Genomic DNA, 18865 nt, shown 5'->3' with positions numbered 1-18865 from the left:
GATTAGTGACCTGCGCGCGCGAATTCGCTCGCGCGAAACTGCCGTGCAATCTGATCGAGCACGGCGTTGACCATGCCAGTCTCGTCCTTGTCGACGAACGCATGGGCTACATCGACATATTCCGACACCACGACGCGCGCCGGAATATCCTTGCGGTGTTCGAGCTCATAGGCCCCTGCCCGCAACGTCGCACGCAGGATCGCGTCGATCCGCTTCAGCGGCCAGCCGCTCTGGAGCGCTTCGTCGATCAGGGGATCGAGCTTGCTCTGGTCGCGAACCACACCGGCGACGATGTCCTTGAAGAACGCCGCCTCGGCCGGCAAATACGTATCGCCCTCGACTTCACTGCCGAGCCAGTGGCTTTCAAACTCGGCAAAGATATCTTCGATGCCCGCGCCTGCAATGTCCATCTGATAGAGCGCCTGCACGGCGGCCAGACGCGCTGCGCCACGCCGGTTGGCTTTCTTGTCGCCCGGAGCCTTGTCGGTTTTTTTGGGGTCGCTCATAGCGGTTTCGCCAGACGCTTCTTGATGCGCATCATGGTGAGCGTCGCGCGGGCGGCGTCGCCACCCTTGTTAAGCTTGTCGGCGCGCGCGCGTTCCCACGCCTGCTCCGTGGTGTTGACAGTAATGATCCCGTTGCCGAGCGGCAGACTGCGCGCGACCGCAAGGTCCATCAGCGCGCGGGATGATTCCATCGACACGATTTCGAAATGAATGGTGTCGCCGCGCACCACGCAGCCGAGCGCGATGGCGCCGTCATAGGGCTTGCCGTTCTTCTTGGACGCGTCCATCGCGATCGCGATCGCCGCCGGAATTTCCAGCGCGCCGGGCACGCTGATCACGTCATAGCCGACGCCGGCGGCTTCCAGTTCCCGGATCGCGCCCTGAAGCAGCGCTTCCTGAATATCGTCGTAGAAGCGCGCTTCGATAATGACGACATGTGTGCCGCTGATGTCGGTCTCGTCTTTGAGTTCTGCGCGGCGCGGTTCAGCCATTGTTCGGTCAGGTCCATTTTTCTGATTGTCAGCAACAAGTTGACAGTCAGTGCACTGGGCAAACTGTCGACTTACGGGAGTGCGTTTGTAGTCGCTGGCCGCCGCAAAGCCAAGCGCAACAGCCCTGTTTCAGGGCAGGGATGCAGCCCCAAACCGCCTCAATTGGCCCGCGCAACCTTGTAGTCGAACAGATAGCCTTCCAGCACCGTCTCGACCACTGACTGCTGGGCTGACAGCGCCGCCGGCAGCGTCACCGTGACTTCGATGCCGCGTTTGCCGCCCGCCGCGACATCGATCACGGCATCGCCGGACCCGGTTGTGTCCGCGACCACCTGCGCGACGAGCCGCTGCACGGCGTCGTTGCGCAATTGCGGCTTGAAAATCTTGCCGACGCTGGTGACCGGAATGGCGTCGATCACGATGACCTGCTTCGGCCATGCCGGGCGTTCCGCGATCAACGGCTCGGCATAGGATTTCAGTTCGTCCGCCGTCACCTGTGCGCCGGGCTTCAGAGCCACGTAACACACCGGCAACTCGCCGGCGTATTTGTCGGGCTGGCCGACCGCCGCAGCCAGCGCGACCGCCGGATGGGACTGCAACGCGTCCTCAATCAGCACCGGATCGATATTGTGACCGCTGCGGATGATGAGATCCTTCGAACGCCCCGCGATGAACAGCCGCCCCTGCTCGTCGGTGTAGGCCAGATCGCCGCTGTCGAGATATCCGCCGCGCAACGCGCCACCATTCTGGCTCTGGTCCTTGTAACCCGGCGTAACGTTCGGACCCGACACGGTCATGACGCCCACCTCGTGCGGCGCGCAGGCCTCGCTCAGCGAACCGTCGGCGGCAAGCTTGCGGACAACAACCCTGGTGTACGGCAAGCGGATTCCGACGGAGCCCAGCACGGGATCCGCGGGCGCGGGATCGATCGACACCAATCCGCCCGTTTCGGTCATGCCGAGGATTTCGTGGATCCTGGTCCCGGTCATCTTCTGAAATTGTAAGGCGACCGCGCGCGGCAGCAGAGAAGCACCCGAGATGCTGTAACGCGCCGACGAGATGTCCGCATCGACCGGCACATTGAGCAGCGCGGCAAGCGCCGTCGGCACGCCGCCGATGACCGTGGCGCGATGGCGCTCGATGATCTTCCAGAAATTCTTGATGATGACCGGGTTGCGCATTCCCGATGGCGACAGCACAAGAACGTTCGCGCCCGCGATGAAGAACGAGAGTCCGCAGGAGATGGTGGCGGCGACGTGAAACAACGGCAGCCCGTTTGTGATGATATCGCTCTCGCTTAGATCTTGCAGCACCGTTCCGCCGAACGCGGCGGCGATTTGCATGCGATGGGTATGGGTGACGAGCTTGGGCGAACCGGTTGTGCCGCCAGTGTGGAAATATGCTGCGACATCGTCGCCGCTGCGCGCAGCGCCGAACGTTAGCGCGCTGCCGTCCTGCGACTTCAGCGATGGCGCAAACCCGATCACCCCTTCCGGCAGCGGCGCATCCGATAACGAGATCTGCACCAGCTTGACGTCCGGCAGCAGTTTGCCGACCGCGACGGCTTTCTCCCAGATATCGAGCACCGGATGCGGACCCAGCGCGACGAGAATCTTCGCGCCGGATGCACGGACGAGATCGGCGATGTTCTGCGGCTGAAGCAAAAAATTGATCGGGACGGCGTAGCCGGCGGCTTCCGCCCCCCAGAGTGTGAAATGTGTCTCCACCAGACTCGGAATAATGTAGGCGACGCCGACGCCCGGCCCGCCGAGACTCGCGAAGAGATTCGCCGCGCGGGTGACGCCCTCGAGCATCTGCCGGTAAGTCACAATGCGCGGCGTCTCGTCGTCCGCACCTGTCATCAGCATGGTCAGCGCGGCACGGTCCGGGTGACGCGCGGCGGACTTGACGAAAATGTCGTACACGCTGCACGCATCGTAACGCTGCTCAAGCGTCTTTTCGGTTTCGAATTTTTCAACGTCCTTGAGCGTTGCAATCGGATAGTCGCTGAACAGCGGCATACGAATCCCCCCGGACTTTCTGTTTGAACGGTTGAAGTGCGGTTTCTACGTCCGCATCTCCGTCAGCCGCGCCGCGTAGCGCGCCATCAAATCGATTTCGAGATTGACCTCCGAGCCCCCGCGCCAGTCGCGCAGAGTGGTCACCTGCAACGTGTGCGGAATGATGAGCACCGAAAACACATCGTCAACCGCCGTGTTGACCGTCAACGAGACGCCATCGAGCGTCACCGAGCCCTTGGCGGCGATGAATTTCGCAAGATCACGCGGCGCGCGCAGTTCGAATTTCGCCATATCGGGCAGATCGTCGCGCGCAACGATCGTCGCGATACCATCGACGTGTCCGGCAACGATGTGGCCGCCGAGTTCGTCGCCGATCTTCAGCGCACGTTCGAGATTGAGGCGCGTACCCTTGCCCCAGCCCTTTGCCGTAGTCATGCGCAGCGTCTCGGCGGCAGCATCAACATCGAACCATGTCCAGCCCTGATCGACACCGGACCGAACCACCGTCAGGCACACGCCGTTACAGGCAATCGACGCGCCGTCCGCAATGGTCGCCTGATCGTAGCGGCACGCGATCCGCAAACGGTGCAACTGCCCCTGCGCGGTGGGTGTGATAGTGGTGATTTCGCCAAGGTCCGTAATAATGCCGGTAAACATCCAGTTCTCTTTTCAATTGACCCTGATCCGATCAGAAAACCAGTTTCCAATTTTCCGGATCATGGTCTTTCGTAAATCGTGAGAGTGTCTTTATCCCAGGCCTCGGTAGCACGCCCCCGCCAGTGAGGCGACTGGGTGATGGCCGAGAGCGGCTGCGTATCGAGCGCCGGAATACCATCCATGCCGATCGTGCCCGGCCCGCGCAGCAGCCAGACTTCATCGACCAGACCGGCGCTCAGGAATGACGACGCCACCCGCGCGCCGCCTTCGACCATCAGCCGCGTGATGCCCCGCCCGGCGAGTACCCTCAAAGCAGCCTTGAGATCGAGGCCCGGCGGCGGCGCGGTCGTCACGTGCACGCGGAGAACCTGCGCGCCCGCCGCACCAAGCTTCATGGCGGCCGGTGCCTCGGACAGATCGGATGTCATGACCCACAGCGGTGTTTGCCGCGCGGAATGAACAATCTTGCTGGTGCCGGGGAGCCGCAGCGCACGATCCAGGACCACGCGCACCGGCGATTGTGCTTCCAGCCCCGGCAGGCGCACCGTGAGCAGCGGGTCATCGGCCAGCACCGTGCCGATGCCGACCAGGATCGCATCGCTCTGCGCCCGCAGCAGATGCACCCGCGCCTTCGCGGCTTCTCCTGTAATGGCCACCTGGCGATGACCCGCGGCAGCAATCTTGTCGTCGGCAGAAACCGCGAGTTTCAGAATGACGAACGGGCGCTTCTCGCCGACGCGCAGGAAATGCCCGGCGTGATCCCGCGCGGCTTCCTCTTTGCACAGGCCGACCTGAACTTCGATGCCAGCGGCGCGCAGGCGCGCATGGCCCTGCCCGCCGACTTCGGGATTTGGATCTTCAACGGCAGAGACAACCCGCGCGATGCCCGCCGCAATGATCGCGTCCGCGCAGGGTGGCGACTTTCCGAAATGCGAACAGGGCTCCAGCGTGACATAAAGCGTTGCGCCGCGTGCCGCCTCGCCCGCACGCTTGAGCGCCTCGGGCTCGGCATGAGGCCGCCCGCCCGGCTGGGTCCAGCCGCGCCCGACGATGATGCCGTCCTTGACGACCACCGCGCCGACGGCTGGGTTCGGCCAGGTGCGGCCCTGTCCGCGCCGGCCAAGCGCCAGCGCGAGCTGCATGTAGCGCAAGTCTTGAGACATTGGGTCAGGGATATCCGGCACGGCGATCAAGCTAGCGGATTAGCGAACGCTGTGCCGCGAAAAAATCACTTGCGAACGACTGCCGGCCGCGGCGGTTCGTCCTCGCCCGACAGCTCGCCCAGAACCGCCTCGAAGTCCTTGGCCTCGCGAAAATTGCGATAGACCGACGCGAAGCGGACGTAAGCCACGTCGTCGAGCTGACGCAGATGTTCCATCACGGTCTCGCCGATGACCTCCGAGGAGATCTCCGCCTCGCCGCCGCTTTCCAGTTCACGCACGATGGCGGACACCATCTTCTCCACGCGCTCGGGATCGACCGGCCGCTTGCGCAGGCTGATCTGCAACGAACGCACCAGCTTGTCGCGATCGAACGGAACGCGGCGGCTGTTGCGCTTGATGACAGTGAGTTCGCGAAGCTGCACGCGCTCGAACGTGGTGAAGCGAAAATTGCACGCCATGCAGACGCGCCGCCGACGGATCACGGCCGAATCTTCCGTCGGCCGTGAATCCTTTACCTGCGTATCGAGACTGTTGCAGCTTGGGCAGCGCATCTAAGCCCGCCTTACTGATAGATCGGGAAGCGGCTGGTGAGTTCTTTCACCTTGTCCTTCACCGACGCCTCGACCAGAGGCGCCGAGCCTTCACCCGACTGGGCGACGGCGTTGAGCACTTCTGAAATCAACGCGCCGACCTGCTTGAATTCGGCGACGCCGAAACCGCGCGTGGTCGCCGCCGGCGTGCCGAGACGCAGACCCGAGGTGACGAACGGCTTTTCGGGGTCAAACGGAATGCCGTTCTTGTTACAGGTGAGACCGGCACGAACCAGCGCCTTCTCCGAGACGTTGCCCTTGAGGCCCTTCGGCCGCAGATCGACCAGCATCAGGTGATTGTCGGTGCCGCCAGAGACGATCTCGAAACCGTTGGAACGCAGCGTCTCAGCCAGCGCCTTGGCATTCTCGACCACGTTCTTCGCGTAGATCTTGAAATCCGGCTGCAACGCTTCCTTGAACGCCACGGCTTTCGCGGCGATGACGTGCATCAGCGGGCCGCCCTGAAGACCGGGGAAGATCGCGGAGTTCAGCTTCTTGGCGATCGCCTCATCGTTGCTGAGGATCAAACCACCGCGCGGGCCGCGCAGCGACTTGTGCGTCGTCGTCGTGGTGACATGCGCATGCGGCACCGGCGAGGCATGAACGCCGCCCGCAACCAATCCTGCGAAGTGGGCCATGTCTACCATCAGATATGCACCGACACTGTCGGCGATCTCGCGGAAGCGTTTGAAGTCCCACGCGCGCGAATAGGCCGAGCCGCCGGCGATGATCAGCTTCGGCTTGATCTCTTCGGCCTGTTTCGCCACCGAATCCATGTCGATGATCTGGTCTTCGCGGCGCACGGTGTAGTGCACCGGCTTGAACCACTTGCCCGACATGTTGACCGGTGCGCCGTGCGTGAGATGTCCGCCGGCTGCGAGGTCGAGGCCCATGAAGGTGTCGCCCGGCTGAAGCAGCGCCAAGAACACCGCCTGATTCATCTGGCTGCCGGAATTCGGCTGCACATTGGCGAAGCCCGCGCCGAACAGTTTCTTGGCGCGCTCAATCGCCAGGGTCTCGGCGACATCGACGAATTCGCAGCCGCCATAGTAACGCGCGCCCGGATAGCCTTCCGCATATTTGTTGGTCATCACCGAGCCCTGCGCCTCGAGCACGGCGCGGCTGACGATGTTCTCCGACGCGATCAGCTCGATCTCGTGCTGCTGGCGACCGAGTTCGCCCTTGATCGCGTTGGCTATCTCCGGATCGGCCTGCGCGAGCGAGGCTGTAAAAAACGAATCGGGGGCAGATGCAGTCTTGGCGGAAGAGCTCATGGATGAAATGTCTCCACCGCCGCGGCCTTTTCGTAAGGCGCACGGACGGTTACGGGTGGCATCAAGGGCGGCAGCCGCGAGATACCACATCTGGCGTTGGGGGCCAAGTTCCACAAGCTAGTGGGCCAGATTTATGCGGTCCTTGGCCGCCAGCAGCCGATTCCGTGGGCGGCAGGCCAACTTTCCCCGGCACGGCCGTTACGAATGCGGTTTTGGCTTGTTCCAGCCCGGCTCGGGCCCCAAGGCGGCGGCCCATCTCGCCACATTCTGGGTTTCAGTGCCCCTTGTTGGGCAACTTAATTGCGTCGGATCGCGCGGGCCTACAGCCGGGCGCAGAGGAACATCACGTTCAGCGAGCACGCGGCCAGCAGCACGAGCATCAACGCGACCTGCAGCCGGTCGCCGGCGAATTTGAGAATCGGCCTCATGATTTGAGGATGATGGAAAGAGTCCGCGCAAGAGTCTCGGGCGATATTTTTGCTCTTGGCGGGCAAGGATTCAGAACTCGTTTACGAGTCGATTCTCACCTGGAACGCGAAAAGGCGCCCGAAGGCGCCTCAAGTCGCGTCGTCCCACACCAGGGGAAACTCGTGCGGAATTCTTCCGCGTGCGTCTTGTGCGCACTTCGGTAACGGCCGGAGGGCACCGGCATAAACTGTCGAAGGAGAACTGGTGGGCCGCCGATCTTGCGCCGGCTGGCCCGAATGTCGTGAGCGCCTTAAATTCTCAAAGGCGATACAGGATCTGGTCGGTCCAGAAGCGCTCGAGGCGATGCAGCGACTTGTTCAGCGTCGCGAACTCGGCGTTCGAGATGCCGCCAACCTGCTCCACCGTCTTGACGTGCTTCTGATACAGCGCGTCGACGATGTGGCGGATTTCCTGGCCCTGCGCGGTCAGACGAATCCGGACCGAGCGGCGATCAACGCGCGAACGCTGATGATCGAGGAAGCCCATCTCGACAAGCTTCTTCAGATTGTACGAGACGTTGGAGCCGAGATAGTAACCGCGCGTGCGCAGTTCGCCGGCGGTCAATTCCTTGTCGCCGATGTTATAGAGCAGCAGAGCCTGCACCGAATTGATGTCGGCACGGCCGCGGCGATCGAATTCATCCTTGATCACGTCGAGCAGACGGCGATGAAGGCGTTCAACGAGCGTGAGAGCTTCGAGATAAAGCGGCTGCACAGGCGCAGCGGCGTTGTCGCGAGCGGGTTCAATAGCCGTAGCGGCTGCTTTGATCATGACACTTCCCCTGTTGTCGTTTTTACGACTTATTCGACGAAACTTTTGTCTCGTCTGATAGGTGGAAACTAAGGGAGGCGTTTGAAGATCAGCTTAAATAACAGCATAAAGAGAAGGTTTATTTGAAACGGTGAATCGTATATTACACCGATAAAATAAGGGCTTTTTGTTAGTTTTGATTCACCCAAAAGGAGCGATGTTCACGCTTCGTCACGCGACTTGTCGCATTCCAGCACAGCGTTCGTTCAAATTTGAAAGACTTCGTCAAGCATCATGGCGGCGGGCCCAACCCGGCCGCTACGGCGGCCGCTCCCGCGCCGAAAGCCACGCCAGAATGAGATAGGCGGCAAGCAGGATCAGGGACACGAGGACCGCGAAAAGATTGCCGCCGTAGATCGCGGGAAACATCAGTTCGATCACTGCGGTTGAAACGATCGTCGTGAGCCATACCACCGCGCCCCACGGCGTTGCGAGCCACAGTCCGACCGCCGCAACCAGTTCGATCACCGCGAAGTAAACCGTGGCGGTTTGCCATTGCGTGGTCTGCGCTTCGAACGCGCGCTCCTCGCCGCCGATAAAGCCGGTGATTTCCGCCCAGTGGTAGAGTCCCTTGATCATCGACAGCACGGCCATGACACGCAGGAACAGCACGAGCCGTCCGGTCCAGGTATTGTCACCGGTCTCCGTGTCCGGCGACGTCATGGCGGTGACCATGTTGACCTGATCGCGCGGCACGTCGTCGTTCGCGCCCCGGTTCACGCGCGCGGTCATTTGCCGAATGTCCTTGTTCATGCCGCCTGTTTGATCCTTTACAACCTTAAAATCAATCCGCCGATGACGCCCCCGTGCGGTGACGGGAGCCCCGGCAGATGCTACACGTGGATATCTGTTTGCGCGGAGTGGTAACAAGATGGCGATCAAATTCGGACGTCCGATCGAATTGCGGGATACTCCCCACCGGGACACGGCCGCCCCTTCTCTCGATCTGACGACCCGTATGCGCCGCAACCGCAAGTCGGAATGGGCGCGCCGGCTGGTGCGCGAGAACGTGCTGACCACGGACGATCTGATCTGGCCGCTGTTCGTTGTTGACGGCAAAAACACCCGCGCACCGATCGCCTCGATGCCCGGCGTCGACCGTCTCAGTGTGGATCAATGCGTGCGCGACGCCGAGCGCGCGATGAAGCTCGACATTCCCTGCATCGCTCTGTTTCCCTACACGGAACCTTCGCTGCGCGACGAGCATGGCTCCGAAGCCTTGAACGCCAACAATCTGGTTTGCCAGTCGGTCCGCGCGATCAAGAAGGAATTTCCCGATCTCGGCATTCTATGCGATGTGGCGCTCGATCCGTTCACCAGCCACGGCCATGACGGGCTTTTGCAGGACGGCAGGATCTTGAACGACGAGACTGTCGCTATCCTCGTCCGTCAGGCGCTGGTGCAGGCCGAAGCCGGCTGCGATATCATTGCGCCGTCCGACATGATGGACGGCCGCGTCGCCGCCATCCGCGACGGTCTCGACCGCGCCGGTTTCGGCGACGTGCAGATCATGGCCTACGCGGCGAAATACGCATCAGCGTTTTATGGCCCGTTCCGCGACGCCATCGGTTCGGCGAAAACGCTGACTGGCGACAAGCGCACCTACCAGATGGACTCGGCGAATTCCGACGAAGCGTTGCGCGAGGTCGAACTCGACATCGCGGAAGGTGCCGACATGGTGATGGTCAAGCCCGGCCTGCCCTATCTCGACATCGTGCGCCGCGTGAAGGACACCTTTGCGATGCCGACCTTCGCCTATCAGGTGTCCGGCGAGTACGCGATGATCGCAGCGGCCGCCAACAACGGCTGGATCGACGGCGACCGCGCGATGATGGAAAGCCTCGTCGCATTCAAGCGCGCCGGTGCAGACGGCGTGCTGACCTATTTCGCGGCGCAGGCGGCGGAAAAGCTGAAGGCCGGTCGCTGACGGCGGTTCCGCGACAGGCGAGATAACTTTTTCTCCATGTGAGCCTAAGCCGTCTTGCGCGGACGAACCGGCGGGGCCATGTGCGCAGCAAGCGGTCCGGAGAGTTTCGGGCCGGTTGAGGAGGGTTTCCATGTCTGACACGCGAAACACCGGCGGCGCCACCTGGCGCAACAATCCATCGGCCAGCGCGAGCGCGCAGCAGGCCTATGATCCTTGGTTGCAGCCCGAACTGTTTCGCGGCGTGCTGACCAAGCGATTTTTCGCGTTTCTCATTGACCTCGTGATCCTGTCGATCCCGATCATCCTCGCCGTCATCTTCGTCACCCTGTTCGGCATCGTCACACTGGGCCTCGGCTGGTTCCTGTTCTGGCTGATTTCACCGTTCTCGGTTGTCTGGGCGCTGATCTATTACGGCGCATCGCTCGGTGGCCCACACGGCGCCACCGTGGGCATGCGCATGATGGACATCCAGATGCGGACATGGACCGGCGACCGGCCCTATTTCATCCTCGGCGCTGTTCACGCCGTCCTCTACTGGGTGTCGGTCTCTTTCCTGACGCCGCTGGTATTGCTGGTGGGCCTGTTCAACGGCCGCCGGCGCTTGCTGCATGACATCGTGCTGGGCACGGTGTTTATCAACAGCAACGTCAACGCGACGGTCGTGCAAACGACTCGCGTCTAGACTGCTGCTTTCACTCACGGGCGGGGCACGTTTTGTTGACGTGGCCCTGCCCGGACGACGTGCACAATGTCGCCCGAAAATCGCGTCATAACCTTGCTGCGGCGCGCTCAAACTCGTTGACCCCTGCCCGCCGCGGCGCGATGCTGTGACAGGAATCGCGCAGACCGGAGTCAAACGGCCTCACGTGACACAACATTCACGCAATACGCCGCAATTCTACCTGACGGCGCCCTCGCCCTGCCCCTATCTGGAGGGCAAGCAGGAACGCAAGGTCTTCACGCATCTGGTCGGCGACAAGGCCGGCGAACTCAACGACCTTCTGACCCATGGCGGCTTCCGCCGCAGTCAGTCCATCGCCTACCGGCCAGCCTGCGACCAGTGCCGCGCCTGCGTCTCGGTGCGCGTGATCGCCAACGAATTCCGTCCCTCGCGCAATTTCCGCAAGATCCAGGCCCGCAACGCCGACATCGTCAGTGAACTGCGCACCGCAGTGCCGACGTCCGAACAGTACTCGGTGTTCCGCGCATATCTGGACGAGCGCCATCGCGACGGCGGCATGGCGGACATGACCGTGCTCGATTACGCGATGATGGTGGAAGACAGCCATGTCGCCACCCGCATCATCGAGTACCGGCGGCGCACGCCCGACAGCGGCATCACCGGCAAGGGCGGCGATCTGATTGCGGTGGCGCTGACCGATGTGCTCAGCGACGGCCTGTCGATGGTCTATTCGTTCTTCGAGCCCGGCGAGGAAAGCCGCTCAATGGGCACGTTCATGATCCTCGACCATATCGCCCGCGCGAGGCGGCTCGGCCTGCCTTACGTCTATCTCGGCTACTGGATCGATGGCTCGCGGAAGATGGATTACAAGGCCCGCTTCCTGCCGCAACAGCGCCTCGCGCCAAGCGGCTGGCTGCGCGTCGACGCCACCGGCTCGATGGCGCCCGAGCCGCAGGATTAGCTTTTCGCAAAAAACGTCAAACCGTCATCCTTCGAGGTCCGCCGCAAGCGCGGCTCGCACCTCAGGATGACGGCACTGTTGTTCAGTCGATATGTAACTTCACGCCGCCTGCAAACCTGATGCGGCTTTCAACGCGCCCGCCGCCTGCAACGCTTCGGCAACCGACTTCTCGCGCTGATCCGGACTGATCTGGATTCCATCGGCGGCGATGAATTCGGGATCGTGGATACCGATGAAGCCGAACACCCAGCGCAGATAGGTTTCGAGGTGCTCGCCTGCCGCAGCCGGCGCGCCGGCGCCATAGAAGCCACCGCGGGCGATGGCGATGATCACGCGCTTGCCGCCAGCCAGCCCCTCAACACCCTTCTCCGAGTATTTGAAGGTCTTCCCCGCGACGAGAAGACGGTCGATCCACGCCTTGAGCTGGCTCGGGATGGTGAAGTTGTACATCGGCGCGCCGATAACAACGACGTCGGCGGCGAGGAACTCATCCAGCGCAGCGGTGCTGGCGGCGATGTCGTCGCGCACCGCTTGCGTTTCCGGTGTCGCGCCATGGGCAGCGGCGAGATGCTCCCCGCTCAAATGCGAAAGCGGCTTGGCGCTGAGATCGCGATAGGTCACGTCGAGATTCGGGGTCGTTTGGCGCAAGCGCTCAACGGCGGCGTTGGACAGTTGCCGCGAGACGGAATTGCCGCCGAGGATGCTGGCATCGATATGGAGCAGTTTCATAGGTTCACCTTTAGCTCTAGTATCAGATTGATACCTGGACACTATTGGTGACCTTTGATAAACCGCACAAGAAGGCACATTTTCTGAACCCGAGCACAGCTGTGACACCTGAGCACATCGATGTAACCGCCCCGCCCGACCGGCACCTGCCCGGCGATTGCTTGGCTGTGGGATCCATCCTGTCGCGCATCGGCGACAAATGGAGTGTGCTGATCATCATGCTGCTGAGCGACGGGCCGCGCCGTTTCAACGAAATCAAGCGCATGGTCGGCGGAATCTCGCAGCGGATGCTGACGCTGACGCTCCGGGGGCTTGAGCGCGACGGTCTTGTGACGCGCACGATCTTTCCGACCATTCCACCGCGCGTGGACTATGAGTTGACTGAGCTCGGCCACTCGCTGAAGGAGCCCGTGCAGCATCTCGGCTCATGGGCGTTCGAACATCTGCCGCAAATCCAGACGGCGCGCGAAAAGTTCGATACCAAGCGCGAGTAATCTTCGCCGGCGGCCTCAGCCCGTCACGAAATCGATCAGCAATTTCACGTTGAGCGCGACAACGACCGCTGCGATGACGGCGGCAAACAGCGACAGCCATCGCGGAGCGACGAACGTGCCCATCTTCGCCTTGCTCGCCGTGAACATCACCAGCGGCACGATGGCGAACGGCAGTTGCAGGCTCAGCACCACCTGACTGAGAATGAGCAACTGCGCTGTGCCCTTCTCGCCGTACCAGATGGTCACGATGGCGGCCGGCACGATGGCGATGGCGCGCGTCACCAGGCGCCGCAGCCACGGCGCGATCTTGATGTTGATGAAGCCTTCCATCACGATCTGACCGGACAGCGTCGCGGTCACCGTGGAATTCAATCCGCAACAGAGCAGCGCGATGCCGAACAGCGTGGGCGCCAGCGTGGAGCCGAGCAGCGGCGCCAGAAACGAATGCGCCTGATCGAGTTCGGCGACATCTGTCCTGCCCGCCTTGTGAAAGGTCGACGCTGCTAGAATGAGGATCGAGGCGTTGATGAGCAGCGCAAGACACAGCGCAATGGTGGAATCGATGGTGGCGAGCTTGATCGCCTCCTTCTTTTCCGGAACGCTGTCGCCGTACCCCCGCGTCTGCACCAACCCTGAATGCAGATAGAGATTGTGCGGCATCACCGTCGCGCCGAGAATCCCGAGCGCGAGATAAAGCATGTCGCGATTGCGAACGATGTCGACCGTCGGTGCAAAGCCGCGGATCACCGCGCCCCAGTCAGGATCCGCCATGGCGATCTGCACGGCGAAGCACGCCGCAATAACACCGAGCAGCGCGACCACGAAGGCCTCGATCCAGCGAAAGCCGATCGCCTGCAACGCGAGAATGAGAAACACATCGAGCGCCGTGATCAGCACGCCGATTTCAAGCGGAATCCCAAACAGCAGATTGAGACCGATCGCCGTGCCGATGATCTCCGCGAGGTCGGTCGCGCTGATCGCGATTTCCGCCAGCAGCCACAGCGGCCAAGATACCCACTTCGGATAGGCATCACGACAGGCCTGCGCGAGGTCGCGCCCCGAACCCACGCCGAGCCGCGCGCACAGCGCCTGCAACACAATGGCCATGATGTTGGAGATCAGCGCGACCGCGAGCAGCGCGTAACCAAACTTCGATCCGCCCGCGAGAGATGTCGCCCAATTGCCGGGGTCCATGTAGCCGACGGCGACGAGATAGCCCGGACCCAGGAAAGCCGCGAGTTTCCGCCAGAATGAACCGTTCTTTGCCACCTTGATGGAGCCGAACATGTCCGCCAGCGACGGCTCGCCACGCGGCGTCCGCCATCCGCCCGGCACAGGCGGCGCGGCGGCCCGGTCAGGCGGCAATGACGGAGTTCGTGCGTCCATGCTGGTAATATGCATGGTGCCCTCGCTAGTTGCAAGTGACTTGCAACAGCGTTTCCGGGGAATTATCCAGTTGCCGACTGTTGGTTAGGATGCCGGCCTGTCACGCCGGAGGGCGCGGGCCGCCCGGACCGCCTCAACTTCCGGTTTCAGAATCTCCCGGCTGCGGCGGCGCGATCGGCGTGAACTGGCAGCGGTCGGGCTTGAGATCGACCAGCGGCGTGCCGTCCAGACAATCGAGGCCGCGGACCAGAACCGTGTTACCCTCGATGCCGACGAGTTTGGCCACCGACGTTCCGAGCGGATTGGGCCGCACCGGCGATCTCAGGGCAAAAGTGCCATGCGTGTTGGCGTCGCTGGCGGGACTTTGCAGCACGAGATCGCGGCGCGACTCGTGAAGCCAATAGATCACTTCGACCTGAGAAAATTTATCGAGACCCTTCAGCGCGGGCACCCACGGATCGAAAATCTCGATGCGGCAAACCGGGCCATCGTGGCGGCCCTGACGCGGCGTCTTCAACCGATCGGTCCAAGGCGTCCGGATGCAGCCGATAAACACAAGACCTGCGTCGGTTGGCGGCGGTGGATCGACCGCGACTTCGCCGTCGCGGATTTCGTTGTAGCGGACCATTCGTGCAAACCTCACTCGACCGCAGCGTCTCGCGAGGAATGTACCGCCGGTTCAGCCAACTGCAAACGCTGTCCGCCTACTCGATCACCTTGCCGAACTTGTTCGACTTCGGCAGGCCATGCGCGAGACGTCCCGCGTCGGCGCGGTTGCCGCGCCAGTCGGACAGTTCCTTCCACGTCATGGCCTGATCGCGCCCCGCGGAATCCTTCCAGCTCAGGCCGTCCTTCGCAACGAAGGTCGCGACGTCCGACAGCTTGCCGCCGCTGTACTTCTGCAACCGCACGCCACGGCCCCGCGCCATCTCGGGCACCTGCTCGAGCGGGAAGATCACCATCTTGTGGTTGGTACCGATCACCGCAACGGTATCCCCGGTCACGGTCGTGATCGCCTTTGCCTCGTTGGGCGCGGTGACATTGAGCACCTGCTTGCCCTTGCGGGTGTTGGCCACGCAGTCGTCCTCATTGACAACGAAGCCCTGCCCATCACTGCTGGCGACGAGGAATTTCCGGCCGCCCTTCTGCACGAACATCGAAACGACGTTTGCGTCGCCTTCCATGTCGATCGTCATGCGGATCGGATCGCCGTGGCCGCGCCCGCCGGGCAATTTCTGCGCGTCGAGCGTGTAGAATCGTCCGTTGGTCGCGAACAGCGTCAGCTTCGATGTGCTCTCAGCAAAGAACGAGAAGCCCATGCTGTCGTCGGTCTTGAAGGCAAGATTCGACAGATCCTCGACGTGACCCTTCAGCGTGCGGACCCAGCCCTTGTCGGACACGACCACCGTGATCGGCTCACGTTCGATCAGCGCCTCTTCGATGGCGGCAAGATCGTGCTCCGGCGCATCCGCAAACTGGGTGCGGCGCTTGCCGAGCGGCGTCTTGGGGCCGAAGGTGTCGCGCACCTTTCTGACCTGTTCGCCGACCTTCTTCCACTGCTCGTCTTCGGAGCCGATCAGGGTCTTGAGGTCTTTCAGTTCCCCGCGCAGCGCCTTGTCCTCGCCGCGAATCTCCATTTCCTCGAGCTTGCGCAAGTTGCGCAGCCGCATGTTGAGAATGGAGTCGGCCTGCAAGTCAGTGAGCTTGAAGGTCTTGATCAGCACCGGCTTCGGCTCATCCTCGGTGCGGATGATCTTGATGACCTTGTCGAGGTTGAGATAGGCGATCAGGTAGCCGCCCAGCACTTCAAGACGATGCTCGATCTGGTTCTTGCGGAAGTTCGCGCGGCGGACGAGCACTTCGCGCAGATGGTCGAGCCATTCCCGCAGACACTCGGCGAGGCCCAGCACCTTCGGCACGCGGCCCTTGACCAGCACGTTGAGGTTCAGCGAAATCTTGCTTTCAAGCTCGGTCTGCTTGAACAGCGTTTCCATCAGCACTTCAGGATCGACGTTACGCGACTTCGGCTCGATGACGATGCGCACGTCTTCCGCCGATTCGTCGCGGATGTCGCCGACCAGCAGCAGCTTCTTCTCGTTGAGAAGTTCAGCGATGCGCTCGATCAAGCGCGACTTCTGCACCAGCCAGGGAATTTCCGTGACGACGATATTCCAGGTGCCGCGCGCGCCCTCTTCCTGGGCCCACTTCGCACGCACGCGGAACGAGCCGCGACCAGTGGTATAGGCCTCCGCGATGCTCTCGTGGGAATCCACCACGATGCCGCCGGTCGGAAAATCCGGACCCTTGACGTACTTCAGGAGGCCGCGCGATTTGGTGGCGGGCTTGTCGATCAGATGCAGCGCGGCGTCGCAAAGCTCGGCCGCGTTATGGGGCGGGATCGAGGTGGCCATGCCGACTGCGATGCCCTGCGACCCGTTGGCCAGCAGATTCGGAAACGCGCCCGGCAGCACCGCCGGCTCTTTGGACTGGCCGTCGTAATTCGGGCGAAACTCGACGGCGTCCTCGTCGATGCCCTCCATCAGAAGCCGCCCGACTTCCGTCATGCGCGCTTCGGTGTAGCGATAGGCGGCGGGGTTATCGCCGTCGATGTTTCCGAAGTTGCCCTGCCCGTCCACCAGCGGATAGCGCGAGGAGAAATCCTGCGCGAGACGCACCAGCGCGTCGTAGATCGACTGGTCGCCATGTGGATGGAACGAGCCCATCACGTCGCCGACGATCTTGGCGGATTTCTTGAACGGCGTGCCGGGATCGAGCCGCAGCAACCGCATACCGTACAGGATGCGGCGATGGACGGGCTTCATCCCGTCGCGAGCGTCCGGCAGCGCGCGATGCATGATGGTGGAGAGCGCATAGGCGAGATAGCGCTCCTCGAGCGCCTCCCGGAGTGCGACCTCCTGAATGTCCATCGGCTCCGGTGGAATCAGTCTCTTACCCATGGAAAAGGGGTTAACGCCAGTCGGCTAAATGAACAACAGATGAATCCCATGGACATCTTCTGTTCGCAATTCTTCTGCCATATTCTCGCCGTCTGCACTTAGGCCTCGCGATCCGGTCAACGGGTCGTGGAAGGGGCCGAAGTCCGTGGATAATGCAGCACTCGCTGGCGATGTGCCGGCGGGACTTCAAGGAAGGAAGACTAATGAATCGATTTGTCATCGCAGCCGCGGCGTTCGCCGCGTTGACCGCAGCCGTTTCACTGGGTGGCAGCCGCGCGGAAGCCATGAGCCTCCCGGCTCCGCTGGCAGGCGCCACGCAGCAGACCGAGCAGGTTCGCCTGGTTTGCACCACCCGCCGTGTCGGCCATCGCCTTGTCAAAACCTGCCGCGATGTGCGCCCGCATTTCCACAAGCCGCGCCACTATGGCCACCGTCACGGTCATCGCGGCCACCGCTATTGATCTAAAATAGCCGGTCTTCTGACCCGCTATCAGGAGAAGCAGGCTGGACCTTGTCCGGCCTGCTTTTTTATTCGGCGGCCGCGACAGCACGCGGCCGGATCACCGCGTTGATAAAACCATCGCGGGCGTCGGAATGTCCCTGCCCGCGCGGCTCCAGCACATTGCGAAGCAGGAACAGGCCGGTCAGCCGGAAGCCGTCTTCGATGTCCTGTCCGGTCCAGCCATTGGTGCCGTCATCGCTCTCGCGCAGGAATGGCGGCAGCCGCAACAGCCGGTCGCGCCATGGCTCACCCGCCTGCCGCGAGACGGCGGCGCCTGATTTGGGCGACACGTAAATCAGATCGTTCACCGCGCCGCTCGCCGCACAGGACGACAGATCGAGGCCGAAGCCAAGTTCGGTCAGCATCGCAAGCTCGAATTTCACCAGATGCACGGCGGCCTCGGCTGCATCGTCGAAATGATTGAGAATGGATTCCAGCATCTCGTAGATGCCTTCGTGCGGATCTCGTTCGGGCAGCAGCCGCACCAGCGACGCCAGATGCGTCACGCCATAGACCGCGTGCGACGACGCGAACATGGTGGCCGCACGCAGCCGCGTTCCCTCAACGACGTAGTATCCGAGATGTTCGTCGAGCCGCGCGCGCCAGACCGCACTCACGGTATTGCCGGGCTGGAGCAGCGGCCGCATCCGCGAGCCCGCCCCACCGCGCACCAGCCCCAGATGCCGGCCGTGGCCGCGCGTCATCAGTTCGACGATGGCGCTGGATTCGCCATGCCTCCGCACGCCCAGAACGATGCCCTCGTCGATCCATTCCATGGTCTGGAGTTTACAGGATTCTACGGCGGCATGGGTTCGAAAAACATGCCTCCAGCGTGACCTGGGGTTTACTCTCCGGGCTGCCGCAACCAGTCCGTGGCATCGCCGGTGAACGAGAAATACAGACCGAAAGCGGTCAGGACCGTCGAGATCACGTCCACAAAGGTACTGAATTGGAGTCCGGTTTCGCCCACCGTGGTGACGAGAGACACCACCGACAACATCAACGCTGCCATCAGGATCATCCGCGCCCAGTTCTTGCGCCGATGCGCCGTGAGCCAGACGAGGTGCATGAACACCAAGGTCATGCCGACCGCCATGACATTCACGACCAGCTTGGTCGAGTCGGTGACGTCGTCAGGCATCCGGTCCAGGAACGCGGCCGACAACACATCGATCAGCAGCGACAGATAAAGCAGCACCTCGAAGTAGAAGATGTTCTTCGGAACGTTGACGTCGGGGCCAGTCATA

The 18865-nt window shown here is 62.3% G+C and carries 20 protein-coding genes; 5 read left to right on the top strand and 15 right to left on the bottom strand.

Annotation, left to right across the window (positions count from 1 at the left end; translation table 11 throughout):
- Positions 1-2: 2 nt before the first annotated feature.
- The 9 genes from nusB to AC07UB_RS00520 form a co-directional block, all read right to left on the bottom strand.
- Positions 3-506, bottom strand: coding sequence for a transcription antitermination factor NusB (gene nusB / locus AC07UB_RS00560; RefSeq protein ID WP_492789620.1), 504 nt, complete (start codon positions 504-506; stop codon positions 3-5).
- Positions 503-997 carry a 6,7-dimethyl-8-ribityllumazine synthase gene (ribH, locus tag AC07UB_RS00555; RefSeq protein WP_492789622.1) on the bottom strand — a complete coding sequence of 165 codons (495 nt, stop codon included), beginning with the start codon at positions 995-997 and terminating at the stop codon, positions 503-505. Before ribH ends, nusB begins: the two co-directional genes overlap by 4 nt.
- A 158-nt stretch (positions 998-1155) precedes the next feature.
- Entirely contained in the window at positions 1156-3018 is a 1863-nt protein-coding gene (locus AC07UB_RS00550; RefSeq protein WP_492789625.1) for an acyl-CoA synthetase, read from the bottom strand.
- Positions 3019-3063: 45 nt separating this feature from the next.
- Positions 3064-3675, bottom strand: a complete 612-nt coding sequence (locus tag AC07UB_RS00545) for a riboflavin synthase (RefSeq protein WP_492789627.1) — start codon at positions 3673-3675, stop codon at positions 3064-3066.
- A gap of 59 nt (positions 3676-3734) precedes the next feature.
- Entirely contained in the window at positions 3735-4838 is a 1104-nt protein-coding gene (gene ribD, locus AC07UB_RS00540) for a bifunctional diaminohydroxyphosphoribosylaminopyrimidine deaminase/5-amino-6-(5-phosphoribosylamino)uracil reductase RibD (RefSeq protein ID WP_492789629.1), read from the bottom strand.
- A gap of 65 nt (positions 4839-4903) precedes the next feature.
- Positions 4904-5389: a transcriptional regulator NrdR gene (gene nrdR / locus AC07UB_RS00535; RefSeq protein WP_019196807.1), complete on the bottom strand. Its 486-nt coding sequence runs from the start codon at positions 5387-5389 to the stop codon at positions 4904-4906.
- A gap of 11 nt (positions 5390-5400) precedes the next feature.
- The gene (glyA, locus tag AC07UB_RS00530; protein WP_492789632.1) at positions 5401-6702 is read right to left on the bottom strand and encodes a serine hydroxymethyltransferase; all 1302 of its coding nucleotides are present in this window, start codon (positions 6700-6702) and stop codon (positions 5401-5403) included.
- Between the two features lie 726 nt (positions 6703-7428).
- Positions 7429-7941: a transcriptional regulator LdtR gene (gene ldtR, locus AC07UB_RS00525; RefSeq protein ID WP_235100524.1), complete on the bottom strand. Its 513-nt coding sequence runs from the start codon at positions 7939-7941 to the stop codon at positions 7429-7431.
- A 297-nt stretch (positions 7942-8238) separates the two neighbouring features.
- Positions 8239-8733 (bottom strand): DUF6163 family protein, encoded by a 495-nt coding sequence (locus AC07UB_RS00520; RefSeq protein ID WP_492789635.1) that lies wholly within the window; start codon positions 8731-8733, stop codon positions 8239-8241.
- A gap of 118 nt (positions 8734-8851) precedes the next feature.
- On the opposite strand from AC07UB_RS00520, the gene hemB reads away from it, so the two are divergent.
- The 3 genes from hemB (at position 8852) to AC07UB_RS00505 (ending at position 11550) form a co-directional block, all read left to right on the top strand.
- Positions 8852-9907 carry a porphobilinogen synthase gene (gene hemB, locus AC07UB_RS00515; protein ID WP_492789637.1) on the top strand — a complete coding sequence of 352 codons (1056 nt, stop codon included), beginning with the start codon at positions 8852-8854 and terminating at the stop codon, positions 9905-9907.
- Positions 9908-10037: 130 nt separating this feature from the next.
- A complete protein-coding gene (locus AC07UB_RS00510; protein WP_492789638.1) occupies positions 10038-10589 on the top strand; it encodes an RDD family protein in 552 nt (183 codons plus the stop codon).
- 184 nt (positions 10590-10773) lie between these two features.
- On the top strand, positions 10774-11550 hold the full coding sequence (locus AC07UB_RS00505; protein WP_492789641.1) for an arginyltransferase: 777 nt from the start codon (positions 10774-10776) through the stop codon (positions 11548-11550).
- 99 nt (positions 11551-11649) lie between these two features.
- Here the strand turns inward: AC07UB_RS00505 and AC07UB_RS00500 are convergent, their stop codons facing one another.
- A complete protein-coding gene (locus tag AC07UB_RS00500; protein ID WP_492789643.1) occupies positions 11650-12279 on the bottom strand; it encodes an FMN-dependent NADH-azoreductase in 630 nt (209 codons plus the stop codon).
- Between the two features lie 101 nt (positions 12280-12380).
- Here AC07UB_RS00500 and AC07UB_RS00495 point away from each other — a divergent pair, with 101 nt between their 5' ends.
- Positions 12381-12773 (top strand): winged helix-turn-helix transcriptional regulator, encoded by a 393-nt coding sequence (locus AC07UB_RS00495; protein WP_492792637.1) that lies wholly within the window; start codon positions 12381-12383, stop codon positions 12771-12773.
- Positions 12774-12788: 15 nt separating this feature from the next.
- Here AC07UB_RS00495 and AC07UB_RS00490 read toward each other — a convergent pair whose 3' ends face one another.
- The 3 genes from AC07UB_RS00490 to parC all read right to left on the bottom strand — a co-directional run bounded on the left by AC07UB_RS00490 (position 12789) and on the right by parC (position 17116).
- Positions 12789-14159: an Nramp family divalent metal transporter gene (locus AC07UB_RS00490; RefSeq protein WP_492792638.1), complete on the bottom strand. Its 1371-nt coding sequence runs from the start codon at positions 14157-14159 to the stop codon at positions 12789-12791.
- Positions 14160-14292: 133 nt separating this feature from the next.
- The gene (gene tsaA / locus AC07UB_RS00485; RefSeq protein WP_492789645.1) at positions 14293-14787 is read right to left on the bottom strand and encodes a tRNA (N6-threonylcarbamoyladenosine(37)-N6)-methyltransferase TrmO; all 495 of its coding nucleotides are present in this window, start codon (positions 14785-14787) and stop codon (positions 14293-14295) included.
- 76 nt (positions 14788-14863) lie between these two features.
- Positions 14864-17116, bottom strand: a complete 2253-nt coding sequence (parC, locus tag AC07UB_RS00480; protein WP_492789648.1) for a DNA topoisomerase IV subunit A — start codon at positions 17114-17116, stop codon at positions 14864-14866.
- Between the two features lie 203 nt (positions 17117-17319).
- Here parC and AC07UB_RS00475 point away from each other — a divergent pair, with 203 nt between their 5' ends.
- Positions 17320-17577 (top strand): hypothetical protein, encoded by a 258-nt coding sequence (locus AC07UB_RS00475; protein ID WP_492789650.1) that lies wholly within the window; start codon positions 17320-17322, stop codon positions 17575-17577.
- Between the two features lie 67 nt (positions 17578-17644).
- Here the strand turns inward: AC07UB_RS00475 and recO are convergent, their stop codons facing one another.
- Entirely contained in the window at positions 17645-18394 is a 750-nt protein-coding gene (recO, locus tag AC07UB_RS00470; RefSeq protein WP_492789653.1) for a DNA repair protein RecO, read from the bottom strand.
- 68 nt (positions 18395-18462) lie between these two features.
- Positions 18463-18864: a hypothetical protein gene (locus AC07UB_RS00465; RefSeq protein ID WP_492789655.1), complete on the bottom strand. Its 402-nt coding sequence runs from the start codon at positions 18862-18864 to the stop codon at positions 18463-18465.
- Between the last annotated feature and the right edge of the window lies 1 nt (position 18865).

This window comes from Afipia sp. GW821-FHT04G03 (assembly GCF_059419985.1).
This window is presented reverse-complemented; position numbering and strand designations above follow the sequence as displayed.

Bases quoted from the DNA above. Each gene is read 5' to 3' on its own strand.
- nusB (WP_492789620.1), bottom strand. From the start codon at position 506: ATGAGCGACCCCAAAAAAACCGACAAGGCTCCGGGCGACAAGAAAGCC.
- parC (WP_492789648.1), bottom strand. From the start codon at position 17,116: ATGGGTAAGAGACTGATTCCACCGGAGCCGATGGACATTCAGGAGGTC.
- glyA (WP_492789632.1), bottom strand. From the start codon at position 6,702: ATGAGCTCTTCCGCCAAGACTGCATCTGCCCCCGATTCGTTTTTTACA.
- recO (WP_492789653.1), bottom strand. From the start codon at position 18,394: ATGGAATGGATCGACGAGGGCATCGTTCTGGGCGTGCGGAGGCATGGC.
- AC07UB_RS00475 (WP_492789650.1), top strand. From the start codon at position 17,320: ATGAATCGATTTGTCATCGCAGCCGCGGCGTTCGCCGCGTTGACCGCA.
- ldtR (WP_235100524.1), bottom strand. From the start codon at position 7,941: ATGATCAAAGCAGCCGCTACGGCTATTGAACCCGCTCGCGACAACGCC.
- ribH (WP_492789622.1), bottom strand. From the start codon at position 997: ATGGCTGAACCGCGCCGCGCAGAACTCAAAGACGAGACCGACATCAGC.
- AC07UB_RS00520 (WP_492789635.1), bottom strand. From the start codon at position 8,733: ATGAACAAGGACATTCGGCAAATGACCGCGCGCGTGAACCGGGGCGCG.
- hemB (WP_492789637.1), top strand. From the start codon at position 8,852: ATGGCGATCAAATTCGGACGTCCGATCGAATTGCGGGATACTCCCCAC.
- AC07UB_RS00510 (WP_492789638.1), top strand. From the start codon at position 10,038: ATGTCTGACACGCGAAACACCGGCGGCGCCACCTGGCGCAACAATCCA.
- AC07UB_RS00465 (WP_492789655.1), bottom strand. From the start codon at position 18,864: ATGACTGGCCCCGACGTCAACGTTCCGAAGAACATCTTCTACTTCGAG.
- tsaA (WP_492789645.1), bottom strand. From the start codon at position 14,787: ATGGTCCGCTACAACGAAATCCGCGACGGCGAAGTCGCGGTCGATCCA.
- AC07UB_RS00490 (WP_492792638.1), bottom strand. From the start codon at position 14,159: ATGGACGCACGAACTCCGTCATTGCCGCCTGACCGGGCCGCCGCGCCG.
- AC07UB_RS00550 (WP_492789625.1), bottom strand. From the start codon at position 3,018: ATGCCGCTGTTCAGCGACTATCCGATTGCAACGCTCAAGGACGTTGAA.
- ribD (WP_492789629.1), bottom strand. From the start codon at position 4,838: ATGTCTCAAGACTTGCGCTACATGCAGCTCGCGCTGGCGCTTGGCCGG.
- AC07UB_RS00500 (WP_492789643.1), bottom strand. From the start codon at position 12,279: ATGAAACTGCTCCATATCGATGCCAGCATCCTCGGCGGCAATTCCGTC.
- AC07UB_RS00545 (WP_492789627.1), bottom strand. From the start codon at position 3,675: ATGTTTACCGGCATTATTACGGACCTTGGCGAAATCACCACTATCACA.
- nrdR (WP_019196807.1), bottom strand. From the start codon at position 5,389: ATGCGCTGCCCAAGCTGCAACAGTCTCGATACGCAGGTAAAGGATTCA.